This window comes from Bradyrhizobium sp. (assembly GCF_035570375.1).
GTDB lineage: Bacteria > Pseudomonadota > Alphaproteobacteria > Rhizobiales > Xanthobacteraceae > Bradyrhizobium.
The window spans coordinates 1-14,137 of record NZ_DATMLW010000167.1 but is presented as its reverse complement, the minus strand read 5'-3'; the positions used below and the strand labels follow the sequence as shown (position 1 = coordinate 14,137).

At 59.5% G+C, this 14,137-nt stretch carries 13 protein-coding genes and 3 tRNA genes; 5 read left to right on the top strand and 11 right to left on the bottom strand.

All coding sequences use genetic code 11. From position 1 onward, the window contains the following. Positions 1–705: 705 nt before the first annotated feature. Positions 706–2,097 (top strand): hypothetical protein, encoded by a 1,392-nt coding sequence (locus VNX23_RS18320; RefSeq protein ID WP_325632292.1) that lies wholly within the window; start codon positions 706–708, stop codon positions 2,095–2,097. A gap of 10 nt (positions 2,098–2,107) precedes the next feature. On the opposite strand, the gene VNX23_RS18315 is transcribed toward VNX23_RS18320, so the two are convergent. After that, positions 2,108–2,184, bottom strand: a tRNA-Asp gene (locus VNX23_RS18315). Positions 2,185–2,409: 225 nt separating this feature from the next. On the opposite strand from VNX23_RS18315, the gene VNX23_RS18310 reads away from it, so the two are divergent. From VNX23_RS18310 to VNX23_RS18300, 3 genes are all read left to right on the top strand, one after another. After that, complete coding sequence (locus VNX23_RS18310; protein WP_325632291.1) at positions 2,410–2,709, top strand: HU family DNA-binding protein; 300 nt, start codon at positions 2,410–2,412, stop codon at positions 2,707–2,709. Between the two features lie 105 nt (positions 2,710–2,814). Then, positions 2,815–4,074, top strand: a complete 1,260-nt coding sequence (gene pepT / locus VNX23_RS18305; RefSeq protein WP_325632289.1) for a peptidase T — start codon at positions 2,815–2,817, stop codon at positions 4,072–4,074. Between the two features lie 304 nt (positions 4,075–4,378). Continuing rightward, positions 4,379–4,864, top strand: a complete 486-nt coding sequence (locus VNX23_RS18300) for a CBS domain-containing protein (RefSeq protein WP_325632287.1) — start codon at positions 4,379–4,381, stop codon at positions 4,862–4,864. A gap of 908 nt (positions 4,865–5,772) precedes the next feature. Here the strand turns inward: VNX23_RS18300 and VNX23_RS18295 are convergent. The 4 genes from VNX23_RS18295 to VNX23_RS18280 form a co-directional block, all read right to left on the bottom strand. After that, on the bottom strand, positions 5,773–6,630 hold the full coding sequence (locus VNX23_RS18295; protein WP_325632286.1) for a class I SAM-dependent methyltransferase: 858 nt from the start codon (positions 6,628–6,630) through the stop codon (positions 5,773–5,775). 51 nt (positions 6,631–6,681) lie between these two features. Further along, positions 6,682–6,758, bottom strand: a tRNA-Val gene (locus VNX23_RS18290). 330 nt (positions 6,759–7,088) lie between these two features. Further along, complete coding sequence (locus VNX23_RS18285; protein WP_325632284.1) at positions 7,089–7,310, bottom strand: DNA-directed RNA polymerase subunit alpha C-terminal domain-containing protein; 222 nt, start codon at positions 7,308–7,310, stop codon at positions 7,089–7,091. A gap of 420 nt (positions 7,311–7,730) precedes the next feature. Next, positions 7,731–7,895, bottom strand: coding sequence for a hypothetical protein (locus VNX23_RS18280; RefSeq protein WP_325632282.1), 165 nt, complete (start codon positions 7,893–7,895; stop codon positions 7,731–7,733). Between the two features lie 297 nt (positions 7,896–8,192). Between VNX23_RS18280 and VNX23_RS18275 the strand changes: the two genes are divergently transcribed. Further along, entirely contained in the window at positions 8,193–8,474 is a 282-nt protein-coding gene (locus VNX23_RS18275) for a hypothetical protein (RefSeq protein WP_325632280.1), read from the top strand. A gap of 121 nt (positions 8,475–8,595) precedes the next feature. On the opposite strand, the gene VNX23_RS18270 is transcribed toward VNX23_RS18275, so the two are convergent. From VNX23_RS18270 to lon, 6 genes are all read right to left on the bottom strand, one after another. Beyond that, positions 8,596–8,811 (bottom strand): hypothetical protein, encoded by a 216-nt coding sequence (locus VNX23_RS18270; protein WP_325632278.1) that lies wholly within the window; start codon positions 8,809–8,811, stop codon positions 8,596–8,598. A 1,081-nt stretch (positions 8,812–9,892) separates the two neighbouring features. After that, complete coding sequence (locus VNX23_RS18265) at positions 9,893–10,069, bottom strand: hypothetical protein (RefSeq protein ID WP_325632277.1); 177 nt, start codon at positions 10,067–10,069, stop codon at positions 9,893–9,895. A 467-nt stretch (positions 10,070–10,536) separates the two neighbouring features. Then, the gene (locus tag VNX23_RS18260) at positions 10,537–11,001 is read right to left on the bottom strand and encodes a cupin domain-containing protein (protein ID WP_325632275.1); all 465 of its coding nucleotides are present in this window, start codon (positions 10,999–11,001) and stop codon (positions 10,537–10,539) included. A 214-nt stretch (positions 11,002–11,215) separates the two neighbouring features. Beyond that, positions 11,216–11,288, bottom strand: a tRNA-Val gene (locus VNX23_RS18255). A 300-nt stretch (positions 11,289–11,588) separates the two neighbouring features. After that, a complete protein-coding gene (locus VNX23_RS18250; protein WP_325632274.1) occupies positions 11,589–11,990 on the bottom strand; it encodes a GFA family protein in 402 nt (133 codons plus the stop codon). 75 nt (positions 11,991–12,065) lie between these two features. Then, positions 12,066–14,137 (bottom strand): endopeptidase La (gene lon, locus VNX23_RS18245; protein ID WP_325632272.1); only part of this gene is annotated, 2,072 nt, incomplete at its 5' end.

Sequence of the window (14,137 nt, the reverse complement as noted above, 5' to 3'; positions counted from 1 at the left end):
TCGTCCGCGTTAAGTGAAATTCCCCGTGACCAACGGGAAAAGCGCGAAATCCATTCCCTTCCTCTGTTGGGCCTCGGTTTCGCGAAATCTGCGAACCACGGCGCTTGTGGCTTGGTCGGCCGAGCGCCCAACGGAGACTTTTTATGAAGAGCTCTTTTGAGGGGAGCGTTAAAAGCCTTGCCTGCTTTGGTCCCGGGTTTTCCCGGTGGTGGAAGGCTTGAAGGAACGTTTCGCCACTTGGCATTGACCTTGCTAGTGGGAAGACGAGTGTGGCGATACAGCGCTTCCGTCTCTTCTTAGCCACGGTTGCGTTTAAGTTGCATTGAGTAGAACGAACGAATTTCCCCGCTTTCCAGGCCGGGTAGCGCGAAAACCGATTTCCCAATTCTTGTCGGGCGGCGGCTTTCGCAAAAAAGCGAAACCACGATTACGCGCTGTGGCCCTGGAAAGGCCGCCGCTCGACAGGAACATTGAGAATGTGTCACCGCCATGCCCCAACAATTGAACGTGCGGTGTCGCGTCGAAACCCCTACACCCAACGCGATATAGAGAGGCGCATCAAGGCGGCGCAGAAGTGCGGGCTGAAGGTGGCGGCGATCCTGCCGGACGGTACCGTGCTAACGAAAGACGGCGATAAGTGGGTGACAATCGACGCCATACCCTTGACCGACCGGCCGGTTCTTCGGGATGCTCGGGAGAAACTAGGTGTCTAAGGCCACCCTCCCCTTGCGCCTCGTCGAGGACTCCTTGGGCAAGGACAAGATCCGTTATTTCCTCTACCTCAACGGTCGCTGGCGCTGGCGCCCTAGCAAGGCGATGCGCGCTTGCGGATTCGGTCTTGTCACCATGGGCCGCGGCGGTCCCGGCAAAGATGCCGAAGGCAATCCCGCAGCAAGCATAGAGGACCAGGGGCGCGCGATCGAACTCAACCGGGCTTGGGATCATGTCCGTTCCGGACAGCAATCAGCGCCCGCTAGAACGACGCTGGTGACATATCCGGAAGGCAGCGTTGGTCGCGGCTATCAGCGCGCCATGGAAATGCGCAAGGCGGCCAGGGTGGCCAACGGCATAATCTGGACCAAAGAACAGGAAAAGCGCGACAGCTGGCCGCGCGCATGGAAATGGCTGGACCGGTTCGGCGATTGCGATCCTCGCACGATCGAGCCCGAACACTTCCTGCGCATCGATGCCGTGACCGGCGAGCCGAAAGGGCTGGTCGCCGAGATCGAGGCCAAGGTCTCGACCACCGAACGCCACATGGTCATCAAGGTTTGGCGCGCGCTCTGGAAGAAGATGGCCGGCATGAAGTACTGCGATCTCGGCGCCGACCCGGCAAAGACCTTCCCGAATACGCCGCCGAAACCGCGCGATCAGATCTGGTTGCGGTCGGAAGTCCTGACGCTGGTGCAGGTGGCATGGCGCAACGAGTACTATGGGCTGGCCGCGTTGATGGCGGTGGCGTGGGATTCAATGTTCTCGCCGGTCGACGCGCGGACCCTGACGCCGGCGCAGTGTCAGGCCGACGAGGCAGGGATGATGTTCTTCACCGACCGGGCCAAGACGGGCAAGGCCGCTGCCGCGACCCTCACGCAATGGTCGCGGGCGATCCTGGTGGCCTATGTGGAGCGCTTCGGCGCCGAGCTGCTGGACACCACGCCGCTGTTCTGGACCCGCGGCGGCAAGCCGGTGGCCCGCGACGGCGCAACCGGACAATGGGGCGGCGACCACGGCGGCGGCAAGCATGTCCCTGCCCGCCCCTACACCAAGAGTTCCTTGAACCAGGATTTCCGCAAGGTGCGCGAGCTGGCCTTCGGGAAAGATGAGAAGCGCCAGCTTCAGGATATGCGGAGGTCCGGCGCCGTCGAAGGTGATGCCGGCGGCGGCTCGATCGAGGATCAGGCGAACAAGATGGCCAACACGGTCGACCGCAACAAGCAGCTGCGCAAGACCTATAACCCGGTCAACATCGCCAGCGTCAGGCGTTTCGACGAGGCCAGAGCGATCGGCGCGCAGCGGTTGGAGGAACAGAGGGCGTCCAAAAGTGTCACATCGACGCCCCTTGTGACACTTCTAAAACAGCGGAGGGAAGCTAAGTGATTGAAAATGATGGCGCGAGAGACGGGACTCGAACCCGCGGCCTCCGCCGTGACAGGGCGGCGCTCTAACCAACTGAGCTACTCCCGCGGATAGCCTGATCGGACATTGATCCGCTCGGGCCTGACGAATTAAAGGCGCGCCCCTCGCAAGTCAAGGTGGTTACGAATCCCCGCGTTTTTCAGGCTCTTTTTAGCGGTCGATGCAGAAAATAGGCTATTTACAGGCAAAACAACGTAGTCATATTGCCATCGAATCGTTTAAGGCCTGATACGCCTACGGTTCTTAAGCCATCAACAACGAGGAGGGCCAAACATGGCGAAGAAGGCAGGGACACCGACCACCGTCACGCTCAAGCATCTCGCGGCGGCGATTGCCGAAGACCAGGAACTCTCCAAGAAGCAGTCGGAAGCCATTCTGACCGATCTGGTGGACCGCATCACCAAGCATCTGAAGAAGGGCGATCGCATCCGCATGGTGGGCCTCGGCATCCTTCAAGTGCGCAAGCGCGCCGCCCGCATGGGCCGCAACCCCGCCACCGGCGAAGCGATCCAGATCAAGGCCAGCAAGAAGGTCGCCTTCCGCGCGGCCAAGGAGCTCAAGGAAGCCGTCTGACCAGGCACCTGTTCCAAATCCCGAATTGGCGTCATTCCGGCGCGGCTTACGTCCTCGGCCGGAATGGCGCCTACCACTGAGGGGCGTTTTCTGTTACTCGCGGCTATGACCGTGAGCTCGCATCCGAAGTTCGCCCGTACGGTGACCGAGCGCTTTTTGCGCTATGTGCTGATCGACACCCAATCCGATCCGGCCTCCGCCACCTGTCCCTCGACCGAAAAGCAAAAAGATCTGGGCCGCCTGCTGGCGAGCGAGCTCCGGGCGATGGGGCTTTCGGATGCCCACCTGGACGAGCACGGTTATGTCTACGCGACGATCCCGGCCAACACCGATAAGCGGGTTCCGGTCATTTGCTTCTGTTCGCACATGGACACTTCGCCCGACTGCACCGGCGCCAACGTCAAGCCTCAGATCGTCAGGAACTACCGCGGTGGCGATATTGCGCTGCCGGGTGACCCCACGCAGATCATTCGTGCGGCAGACCATCCCGCGCTTGCCGATCAGATCGGCAACGACATCATCACCACGGACGGCACCACGTTGCTGGGCGCCGACAATAAGGCGGGCATCGCCGAAATCATGGACGCGACGCTGTTCCTGCTTCGCAATCCACTTATCAAGCACGGCGCGATCAGGATCCTGTTCACCCCGGACGAGGAAATCGGCCGCGGCGTCGACAAGGTCGATCTGAAAAAGCTCGGTGCCGATTTCGCCTATACGATCGACGGTGAAAGCGCCGGCAATATCGAGGACGAAACCTTCTGCGCCGATGGCGTCACGATCACGATCGAAGGCGTCAGCACCCATCCCGGATTTGCCAAAGGCAGGATGGAGCATGCGATCAAGATCGCCGCGGCGATCGTCGAGCGCCTGCCGAAGACGACCTGCTCGCCGGAAACCACCGAAGGCAGAGAGGGCTTTCTGCACCCGGTCGGCATATCGGGCGCGCTGGAAACGACCACGCTCGAGTTGATCGTGCGCGATTTCACGGAAACCGGGCTGAAAGAAAAGGAAGCGCTGCTTGAGGACATTGTCAAAGAGGTGATGCGCGACTTTCCGCGCTCCACCTATCGGATGAAGATCAGGCAACAGTACCGCAACATGAAACAGGTGGTCGATCGCCACCCCGAGATCATCGACAACGCCGTGGAGGCGGTCCGCCGCACCGGCCTGACGCCGACGAAGACCGCGATCCGCGGCGGCACCGACGGCTCGCGGCTGTCATTCATGGGGCTGCCCTGCCCCAATATTTTTGCCGGAGAGCACGCCTTTCACTCTCGTCTGGAGTGGGTGAGCGTGCAGGACATGGAGAAGGCTGCGCAAACTATCGTCCATCTCGCGATGATCTGGGAAGAGCGCGCCTAGTGTGGCTATCCGTCTCGACCGCGAGTGCGTTATAGGAACGTAAAATCGTAATCCAGGCTAGAATCATCGGGTTGCCAGCCGCGATGCCCGGGTTCAATGGAACGCAACTTTTGACATAGGTCAACGTGCGCCCTCGCAGCCGCACTAAGAAACGATCAGCGCCAATTTCGAATGGCCAGAGCACGGTCATGCTCAAACAAGGGATGAGATCATGCGGTTCCGCTTGATCGCACATGATCTGATAAAAGCCGTCATAGAGAAGCTGTCCGTGTCATAGTCACCTATCATGGAGAGGCAGTTCACTATGAATTCCGCACTCAGACGACCCGAAGAGATTCTCGCCTATCGATCGCTGCGGCAAATCCTCGGGCCGGAGCCATGGTCATTATGGACCGTTGGCCCGGCCGACAGCGTGATGACAGCCTTGCGTATGATGGCCGACAAGAACATCGGCTTTCTTGTTGTCGTCGAGCGAGGAGCGATCGTTGGCGTGCTGTCGGAGCGAGACTGCGTCCGGCATGTGGTCGTTGCGAACAAGCCGCTCGAAACTACTCACGTCGCAGACGTCATGACTCGCAACGTCGTCACCGTCGAGCTCGATCGTGTTTTTCTCGACTGTCTGAGGCTTATGCATCAGCACCGGATTCGACACCTGCCGGTGGTCGACAATAAACGACCGGTCGCGGTCGTCTCGATTCGCGACCTGTTGAGCGAGTCGGTCCAGCATCACGAAAAAATAATCGACGAACTTGAACGCGAGCGGCTGAATGTCTTCACCTCGATGGCATGAGAGCGGACAAACCCGCTTTCGCGGGGATGCTTCCTTTCAGGCTCATTGAGACTACTTCTTTTGCGCGTCTCGAGATGACGCAACAAGGACAACATTGCCCGACCAAGCTGGGCTTCCCCCGGACACTCCTGCCCGAGGGGACGCGCCACTGATGGCCCCGGTGCTCCCTGGCCGCCGGGGCCTTTTTTTGACCCGCAAATGGTCGATTAGTGGCGCCCCTGTTGTCCAAGAACTTATCCTTCTGTGGGTATCGTCGAAATGACCGAGCGAATCCCGTTTCCTAAACAAACTTTGGACATTTTTGGGAGGTCCGCCTTGTCAGCGGACATGAGGGTCAAGAGTGTCGAGAATTGTTTGGCTCGCGCTGATCTGCCTGATCTCCTTGGGCGTCCTCTTTACCTTAAGGAGCAACATCGGCGCACGCCCGATGGATGGTGAGGCTGCTTCGTTTCGGGCCCCTTCGCCGAATCCTGCGGTCGTTGACAGCCCACCGCTCGCAAAATCCGATAAACTGTCATCGCCATATTTCGATAGGCCCGCAGCAAAAGCTGCCGGCACAATCCCGACTACTACTCGAGCCGTAGTCGAAGAGGCGACTTTCCCCATCGCGAAACAGGCAACCGAATTGGCACCACAAGCCGGATCGGAGACAAGTGAAGTGACGACTTGGCATTGGCACGTTGGCTCTAAAGTTACGAAGCGGACCACAGCTGCCACATCCAGCAATAGCCGTTAGCGACTGCTCGACTCCATCATCGATTGGACCGAAACAGATGCAACGTACGGCCGCGATGCGTTGTCGTGGACTGCTTAACTCAATCAGCGCAGCGTTACACGCGGTCGCGCACGACGGACCGATTGCATTTTTGATCGGAAGAGGCGGCCGGGCTTTCCTGTGAACGCCCTGGTCAAACGGATGCCGTCACGATCCAGATCGAGGCATCGAGCGGCACTGTTTGCCCCCTCGCAAAGGGCGCAAGCGCTTCGCGGATCGAGCGGGAGGCGGCTGCAACCACCTCAGGCGGCTGCTCCGCGAGCGCGCGGGCGGCCGGTCCAATTTCCAGGGCACTGCGAACCGCGGCGTCCAGTCCACCTCCAACCGCCGGGTCGAGTGTGAGATTGCAGCGTTCCATCGCTATTCCGGAAAAGCCGGCCTCGCTCAATATTCGAGTAACCCGCTGCTCGGATGCAAACGAGAACGGCCCTGGATCTTCAGGCCCAAGCTGGGGCAGCTTCGGAACATGCTTATAGACCGCCTGCAGCGGCAGCATGAAAAACGGGTTTTCACGAGGCTCCCGCCAGCAGGCGAAGGCCAGCCGGCCCGCAGGCTTCAGCGCCTTGTGCAGATTGGCGAAAGAGCGCGCGGGCTCGGCAAAAAACATCACCCCAAACCGCGACATCAGAAGATCAAAGCGCGCTGGTTCGAACGGATACACGGTTGCGTCCGCCAGGATGAAATCGACCGGCAGGCCAGCCGGCGCGATTTGGCGCGCGCGCTCGAGCATCGGTCCTGAAACATCGATTCCCAATACCCGTCCGGTTGGCGAAACCCGCTCCGCGGCAGCAATGGATACGGCGCCACTGCCGCACCCGACATCGATGACGAAGTCGCCAGGTTTGGGGCGCGCGCGGTCGATCAGGATATCGGCGATGGGCTTGAGCAGAATGTCCTGTATCTGCTGGCGATCGGCCCAGCGCTGGCCGCCTGGACCGTTCCAGTACGCGATCTGGTCCGCGTTCTTGTCGTGACCTGGTGGAGCTTCCATGGCTCGTGAAGTTCATCGTTGGCACGCTTCCGGCGGTAGCGTGGCTTGATCTGGTGGGCGGCTACGGATTCGAACCGCAGACCCTCTCGGTGTAAACGAGATGCTCTAACCAGCTGAGCTAGCCGCCCTTGCCCCGTCTTTAGCCTTGCGACCCCCCTCGGTGCAAGGCCGGATCGACGCCCGCGAGGACGAGGTCATCCGGTTTGCTTCCGCTTGACCGCGCGATGCCCTAATCCCTCGCGATCAGGTTCGAATGCTCGAATTGAACCAGCGCTCGTCACGGGCAACGACCTGGCACCTGTGCAGGGTCATGTACCGAGACGCACAATCACCGGTCGGCTTGCGCGCGGAACAGTTTGGCGGCGTCACGACGGCCGTCATTATAAGAAATTTATCGACGGGACAGACTAGCGTTTCACTTTCTCGCCTTCAGCCCGATCTCGACCAGGCGTCCCAAATTAGGCTGGCTTTTTGCCTGGACCAAGCGTCTCGCGAAGATGCGCGACCGAGGCCTTTCCAAAATCGGGAAAGCTAAGCAATGCCTCGTCCGAGGTTTCGCGCACCTCTCCGACAGTCTTCAGGCCAGCCGCAAACAGCACGTTCTTTATCCGCGTTGGGAGGCGAATTTCACGGGTTGGTGTCTTATCAGGAAGCTCTGGCGTTGGCTCAAGCTCGCTCATTTCTTCACCTTCAGACCGGCGGACAGCTTCCGGCCGGGATTGGCGCGCCGGAAAGGGCTGACCCAAAAGAAATCGGTCCCGTGTTGGCGGGACCGGGGAGTAGAGGGTTTTGACTTTGAGAATTTAGGAGCCGAGCCTTACGGGAACCTTACAGCGCGTGCGCCTCCACCACACGATTCTGCTTGCGGTTCTTGACCTTCACCCGGAACTTCGATCGGCCACCACTGTGTTAGCGAAGTGGGCTTACGCGGTTGTATGTCGCTATAAGCCGATCCTCGTGCCAAAGCTCAGCATCGCGACCAGAAACGAATTTCTTAGCGCATTCCCTTGCTTGTTCGTCGTCAGTGCATTCCATATCGATGGCGTTCGAAATATGTCCGTTCTCATCGAGGAAATAGGCCCGATAATGCTGCATTCCTATCAGCCTCCGGCTTGAGGGCTGTCCTTCTTCTGATCCAGCAATTTGCCGGTCTTCCGGTTGATCAGATGCAACATGCCGCAGACTTTGCACCTGACCGCCTCATACTCGCTGTCCGGAATATCGTCGTCCTCGTCCAGCCAGAACTGGACATTCGTTTTGGTCATTGGACAGCTGAACACAAGGTTGGGCATCCTGGCGTTGTCGGTGGTTTCGAACGAACGGGCTTGATCTAACGCAAACTTGGGCCTGCGGCTTATGGCAGCATGCCCTCCGTTCTCTCTCCACGTGTGTTTGACTGCGGTGTGTAGCGCCCCGGCGATGCCGGACACCGGTCATTGATCGGAATCGCGAAGGCCGTCTCGACCTTCGGCCGAGGGAGGCCTATATGTTCTGCGGTCACTTCCAAGGTTGAGCAGCTTGGGGAATAGCGGCAGTTTTGGGGGGCGATGGAGACGATCGCCATGAGAACCAAAGATCTGGCTGTGATCGTGACAATGGCCGTTGCCGCAGGTGCCGGGATTGCCTATTCGGTCAAGAGCGAACCGCGTTATTATTGCCCGCAACCGTCCGCCGCCTCGGTGGCCACGCTATTTGCGCCGTGCCTAGCCTTCGAAAGCGCCATGGGACACCGCGTCACCAAGCAAGAAGCGGTGATGATGGGCTTACTGACACCGGCCGAGCCGATGTCACCAGCCACTCAACTAGCCACCAAGGAACACGCTACAGTCGGCGTGGCGCACTAGGTGGCCGCCGCGGTTGGTGTAGCTTGATACTTCGGCGGTGATCCGAGCGGAATCAGTGGCTGTATTAATGCCCGAACGCATCCACAGCGCGGTTCATCGCTGGATGCATTGATCCCCTCGCTTAACGATTCGTCCCCCTCGGAAAAACCAGCGACTGGTCGTCGAAATCCTCGATCGGGAGATTCTTTGTGCCAACTGTCAATTCCGCAATCGAGATCGCGGACGATGCTACAGCAAGACCGGTCGAATGCGAGTGCGATCGTACGTTGGCGGTAGTGGCGACGACAGCGAGCAGAGCGACAGTCACGAATCCGGTAATCCTTCGATGCTTGGTCATGGGAACCTCTCCGTGCCCGAAAGGAAGTGGCATGTCTGTACGAATAACAAGTGTTAAGCGAGATCGAACGCCGGTGGGGCTGCCCTGTGCGAAGGATACCGTAGCGGCAAGTGCCAACCGCTTTAATTGCTCTGCCCCAAATCGACAGCGCTGCACTCCGACAATCAACGCTAAGCAAAAAGTCGGATGGCTGCAGTGATAGGTGTCACAAAATCAAGGCCAGTCACTGAGTTGTGAGCCGGCTTGATCTAGCGCGAGGTGCAACTTGCAGCTTGTCCCAATCGAAATCCGGCCGCACGTCAGCGCCGCGCCTACCGCAAGCTGAGCAGACAAACCGCTGCTCGAGATCCGATAACCTTATGTCATCGGCCCATCGATCGCCGCTGATTGCGATGTAATGGCTGCAGCGATAGTCGGACACGTCTTCGCGGACGTGTTGTCAGACTCCCGGTGCCAGCCCGATCGCTGGCGCAACCGGTCCTGAAAAACCGGCAAACCGCGAGCATCACTCATGACCATCGAAAGACCTATGTTTCCGCCTCGGGCGGATGAGTGCCAAACCATTCAGTTTTCCACCGCCCGGCTGTCCTCCAAGCGAGTTGACGTCAGCCCGAGCGACAGCTTCCGGAGCCATTAACCGATGGCTGCAGAAACCACTGCCTGCGGCTGAGCCGTCGCAATGCCCGGTGGGCCGCTCGGCACGAGACCGAGTTACTGGCGAGTTCGGCTTGATTGGCATTCCGCGGTTGGAATCGCCCAAATGTACAATGTGGCGATTCCCATCAGTTTCCATCGGCTGATGGCGAAGACCGGTTTGCACTCGTCGATCTGTGGCGCGCCGCGCTTGTGCAACAGATGCTTACTCCCGCGCCGGATGTCGCGGCAGTCCTCTGGAAGCGGGCCAAACTCCGCGCCGAAGGATGGCGCCATACAGACGTGAAGCCCGAGCGCCTTCAACGCGCGATCGATGCCGATGTCGACGGCTTGAGGCTCACCCGACGCGAACCAAAAAGGGCGACCGCCAGCAGATGCCAGAAGGCTGAGGCTGTGAACAACCAAAGGCGCGGGCTCAAGTCCCCGCTCACGTTTTGTTTTCGCCCCGAGCACGAATTGAAGCCCAATCCATCTCGATCGCGCGCCGCTTTTCCTGCTCGACCCGATATTTTGCACGGCGCGCGCGGGAAATACGATCCCGCCAAAGGTATCCGACAAGAACACCGAAGAGGAAACCAATCAAAGCCGCGATCGCCAGGAACATTTTGGCCCCCGGAACCCTTTTGGGATTGGGTCGCTATTCATACTCCAGGTTGGTGTGTTGCGGGCGATTGGCTGCCAGCGCCTTATTGCCGCGCACAGCCAGGCGGGGCTTCGGTTCCGCTGCGACAAATTAGAACACTGACGACCGACACGACAACAAAGGGCGCGGGGCTGGCGACGGTCCCGCGCTTTAATGTCGGTAAGACCAACCGTCTTTCAATATTTCCTTGGGGCAACCTCTCCGCGACGCTTCCACCACCAAAAATCCCGCGGCTGCTATTGCCTGGCGCGTGCCAGTGCCCTTCCAGATATCGTAGCTCACGGTCGAAGGGTTAAAAGCCATCGCATCAAAAACAAGCGTATCGTTCTTCATTCCCGCGTGACCTTTCTCGCACCAGCTTCGAGGTGGTCGCTCGACCCTACGCGATTCGTGGAAACGGTGGGCGGTGAGAGATTCCGGTCCCGCGCTTATTTTTCGAGATTGTCTGTTGTCGATGGGCCGGTGCCGACAAAATAGAGCACCACTCCCTCATCCTTCGTCATTCCAAAATGACGAACATTTTTTGGCTCGGTGAAAAAGCTGCCCGCCGGCCGCGCTTCCAATTTGCTCTCATCAAATTTTTCGGCGTTGCCATGATAGAACGTGCCGCGCAGGACGATCACGTACCGGTCATCAGGATGCGAATGGGCCTTGAGGACCGCGTGAGGCGGCCACCGAACCAATTGGATATATAGGCCGGGTTTCGCGCGATCCCCGACGATGGTCGCAAATTCCTGCTGCGAGCCGATTCCTGGGATTTTCGTCCACGGCATCTTGTCCAGTTCTATCGCGGCGATGGGCAACTCGCCGCCGGGCATAATGGGGAATTGCTGCGCAAGGCAAGACGTCACGAGAAGCGGCGTCAAAAGCAGAGAGAGCGCGAGACGAAACATTGGTCCTCCGCTTTATTATTGCGCTGATGTTTCGGAGTGCTGCTTTGCGGCGTCTAATTCAACGGCGAGCTTAAGCCATTCTTCGGCGATCAAAAGCCAGGCGTCGATATCTTCCGACGTCCGAGCTTGAACAGCTCGTTCCAGGCACTCCTCCGCAAACTTACGGTATTGGCGGGAAGGCATAATACGCACCTCATCAATCAATACTCAAAAATGGTGGGCGGTGACGGGCTCGACCGCCGACCACATGCGTGTAAAGCAAGTGCTCTACAAACTGGTAACCGCCCGACCGTTCGCCTACGAAAAAAGGTTTGATGGGCGTGACCCTGCCGGAAAAGAAGAAGTGCCTGCGATTGCTGTACTTCAGATTCCATCTCGCTCTCGGTGTAAACGAGATGCTCTAACCAGCTGAGCTAGCCACCCTTGCCCCGTCTTTAGCCTTGCGATCCCCCTCGGTGCAAGGCCGGACAGGGCTGTGAAGGGACAAGGGCTGTGAAGGGATAAGGGCAGCGAAGGGACAAGACTGTGGAGGAACGAGATCATCCTGTTCGCTCGGCCTCCCCGCACCCGAACTTCCGTTTTTGCGGCTAATCCTCGGGCCGCCCCGGCAATTCCGCAATGTCGTGGATCCAGTCCACGGCCGAGCGGCACCAGATTTGCCGCATCGGTTTGAGTTGCTCGCGCTGACGGATACTGCCCCAGCGAATGCCCCAATCATCGGGGCCACCCTCCCCGCTGGTAAAAATCGGCGAGCCGCACTCGCCACAAAAGTGCTGAAACCGCGTCCGGCCATTGTCGCCCGTCTTGGCGTAGATTTTCAGAGCCTCTCCCGTCATCCGGATTTGTTCGCCTGCGCAGATCACGGTGACGCGGTAGGGCGAGCCGGTGAGTTGCTGGCAGTCGGTACAGTGACAGATGGAGACCGCTTGCGGATCGATCTCGGCTTGATAGGTCACGCGTCCGCAATGGCATTGGCCGACTATTTTCATCGATCACTCCGCGACCACCTGCGCGCCAAAAGAAACGGCGCCCGCAGGCGCCGCTTCATTGTTTGCCTTGGCTGTTCAGTGTGCCGTCAGGCCACCGGCCGCCTCATCGCCGGCATCCGGGGTGACTGGTACTTTCGCGTTGTCTTCTTCCCAGACGATCGGCACCGGAGGCCGCACCAGCGCCTTGGAAACGACCTCGTCGAGCCGGGCCACCGGAATAATGTTCATCCCGCCCTTGATCGCATCGGAAATTTCCGTGAGATCCTTGGCGTTGTCTTCCGGGATCAGCACCGTCTTGATGCCACCGCGTGCAGCCGCGAGCAGCTTCTCCTTCAACCCACCGATCGGCAGCACCCGGCCCCGCAGCGTGATCTCGCCGGTCATGGCGACGTCGTGCCGAACCGCAATTCCCGTCATGATTGAAACGATCGCGGTCGCCATCGCGACGCCCGCCGAAGGTCCATCCTTCGGGGTCGCCCCCTCAGGCACATGGACGTGGATGTCCCGCTTGTCGAACAGCGGCGGCTCGATGCCAAAGCCGACGGCGCGCGAGCGGACGTAGGAGGCCGCTGCCGAAATCGACTCCTTCATCACGTCGCGCAAATTGCCCGTGACGGTCATCTTGCCCTTGCCGGGCATCATGACCCCTTCGATCGTGAGCAGTTCGCCGCCGACATCGGTCCAGGCAAGGCCGGTGACGATGCCGACCTGGTCGTCGGTCTCGATCTCGCCGTAACGATATTTCGGCACGCCGAGATACTCCTCGAGCGATTTTTCGGTGATCCTGACCGACTTCTTCTTCGAGATCATCAGGTCCTTCACCGCCTTGCGGGCGAGTGTCGAAAGCTCGCGCTCGAGGTTACGCACGCCCGCTTCGCGGGTGTAACGGCGGATCATCAAAAGCAATGCCTCGTCGTCGATCGACCATTCCTTGGAATCCAGGCCATGCTTGGTGAGCGCGTTCGGAATCAGGTGCTTGCGCGCGATCTCGACCTTCTCGTTCTCGGTGTAGCCGGCGATGCGGATGATCTCCATGCGGTCCATCAAGGGTCCGGGAATATTCAGCGTATTCGCGGTCGTGATGAACATCACGTTGGAAAGATCGTAGTCAACCTCGAGGTAGTGGTCGTTGAAGGTCGAATTCTGCTCGGGGTCGAGCACCTCCAGCAGCGCCGATGACGGATCGCCGCGGAAGTCCGAACCCATCTTGTCGATCTCGTCCAGCAGGAACAGCGGATTGGAGGTCTTTGCTTTGCGCATCGACTGGATGATCTTGCCGGGCATCGAGCCGATATAGGTGCGGCGATGACCACGGATTTCGGCCTCGTCGCGCACGCCGCCGAGCGAGACGCGCACGAATTCGCGCCCCGTCGCCCTCGCGATCGACTTGCCGAGCGAAGTCTTGCCGACGCCGGGAGGTCCGACCAGGCACAGGATCGGCCCGGTCAGCTTGTTGGCGCGCGACTGCACTGCAAGATACTCGACGATGCGGTCCTTGACCTTCTCAAGCCCATAGTGGTCGGCATCCAGCACCGCTTGCGCGGCCTCCAGATCCTTCTTGACCTTGGACTTCTTGTTCCACGGGATCGACAACAGCCAGTCGAGATAGTTGCGCACGACGGTCGCTTCCGCGGACATCGGCGACATCTGGCGCAGCTTCTTCAACTCGTGCTGCGCCTTCTCCCGCGCTTCCTTGGAAAGCTTGGTCTTGGCGATCTTCTCCTCGATATCGGCGAGCTCGTCCCGGCCTTCTTCGTCGCCGAGCTCCTTCTGGATCGCCTTCATCTGCTCGTTGAGGTAGTACTCGCGCTGCGTCTTCTCCATCTGGCGCTTGACGCGCGAGCGGATGCGCTTCTCGACCTGCAGCACCGAGATCTCGCTCTCCATCAGCCCCAGCACCTTCTCAAGGCGCGCGGTGACGGACAGCGTTTCCAGGATGGCCTGGCGGTCGGCGATCTTGACGGCGAGATGGCCGGCTACATTATCGCCGAGCTTGGCGAAATCCGTGATCGCCTGGACCACGCCGACGGCTTCGGCCGAGATCTTCTTGTTGAGCTTCACATAGCTCTCGAAGTCGGACACGACCGAGCGCGCCAGGGCTTCCGCCTCGACGGAATTGGCGTCGGTATCGGCGAGCGCGACCGCGG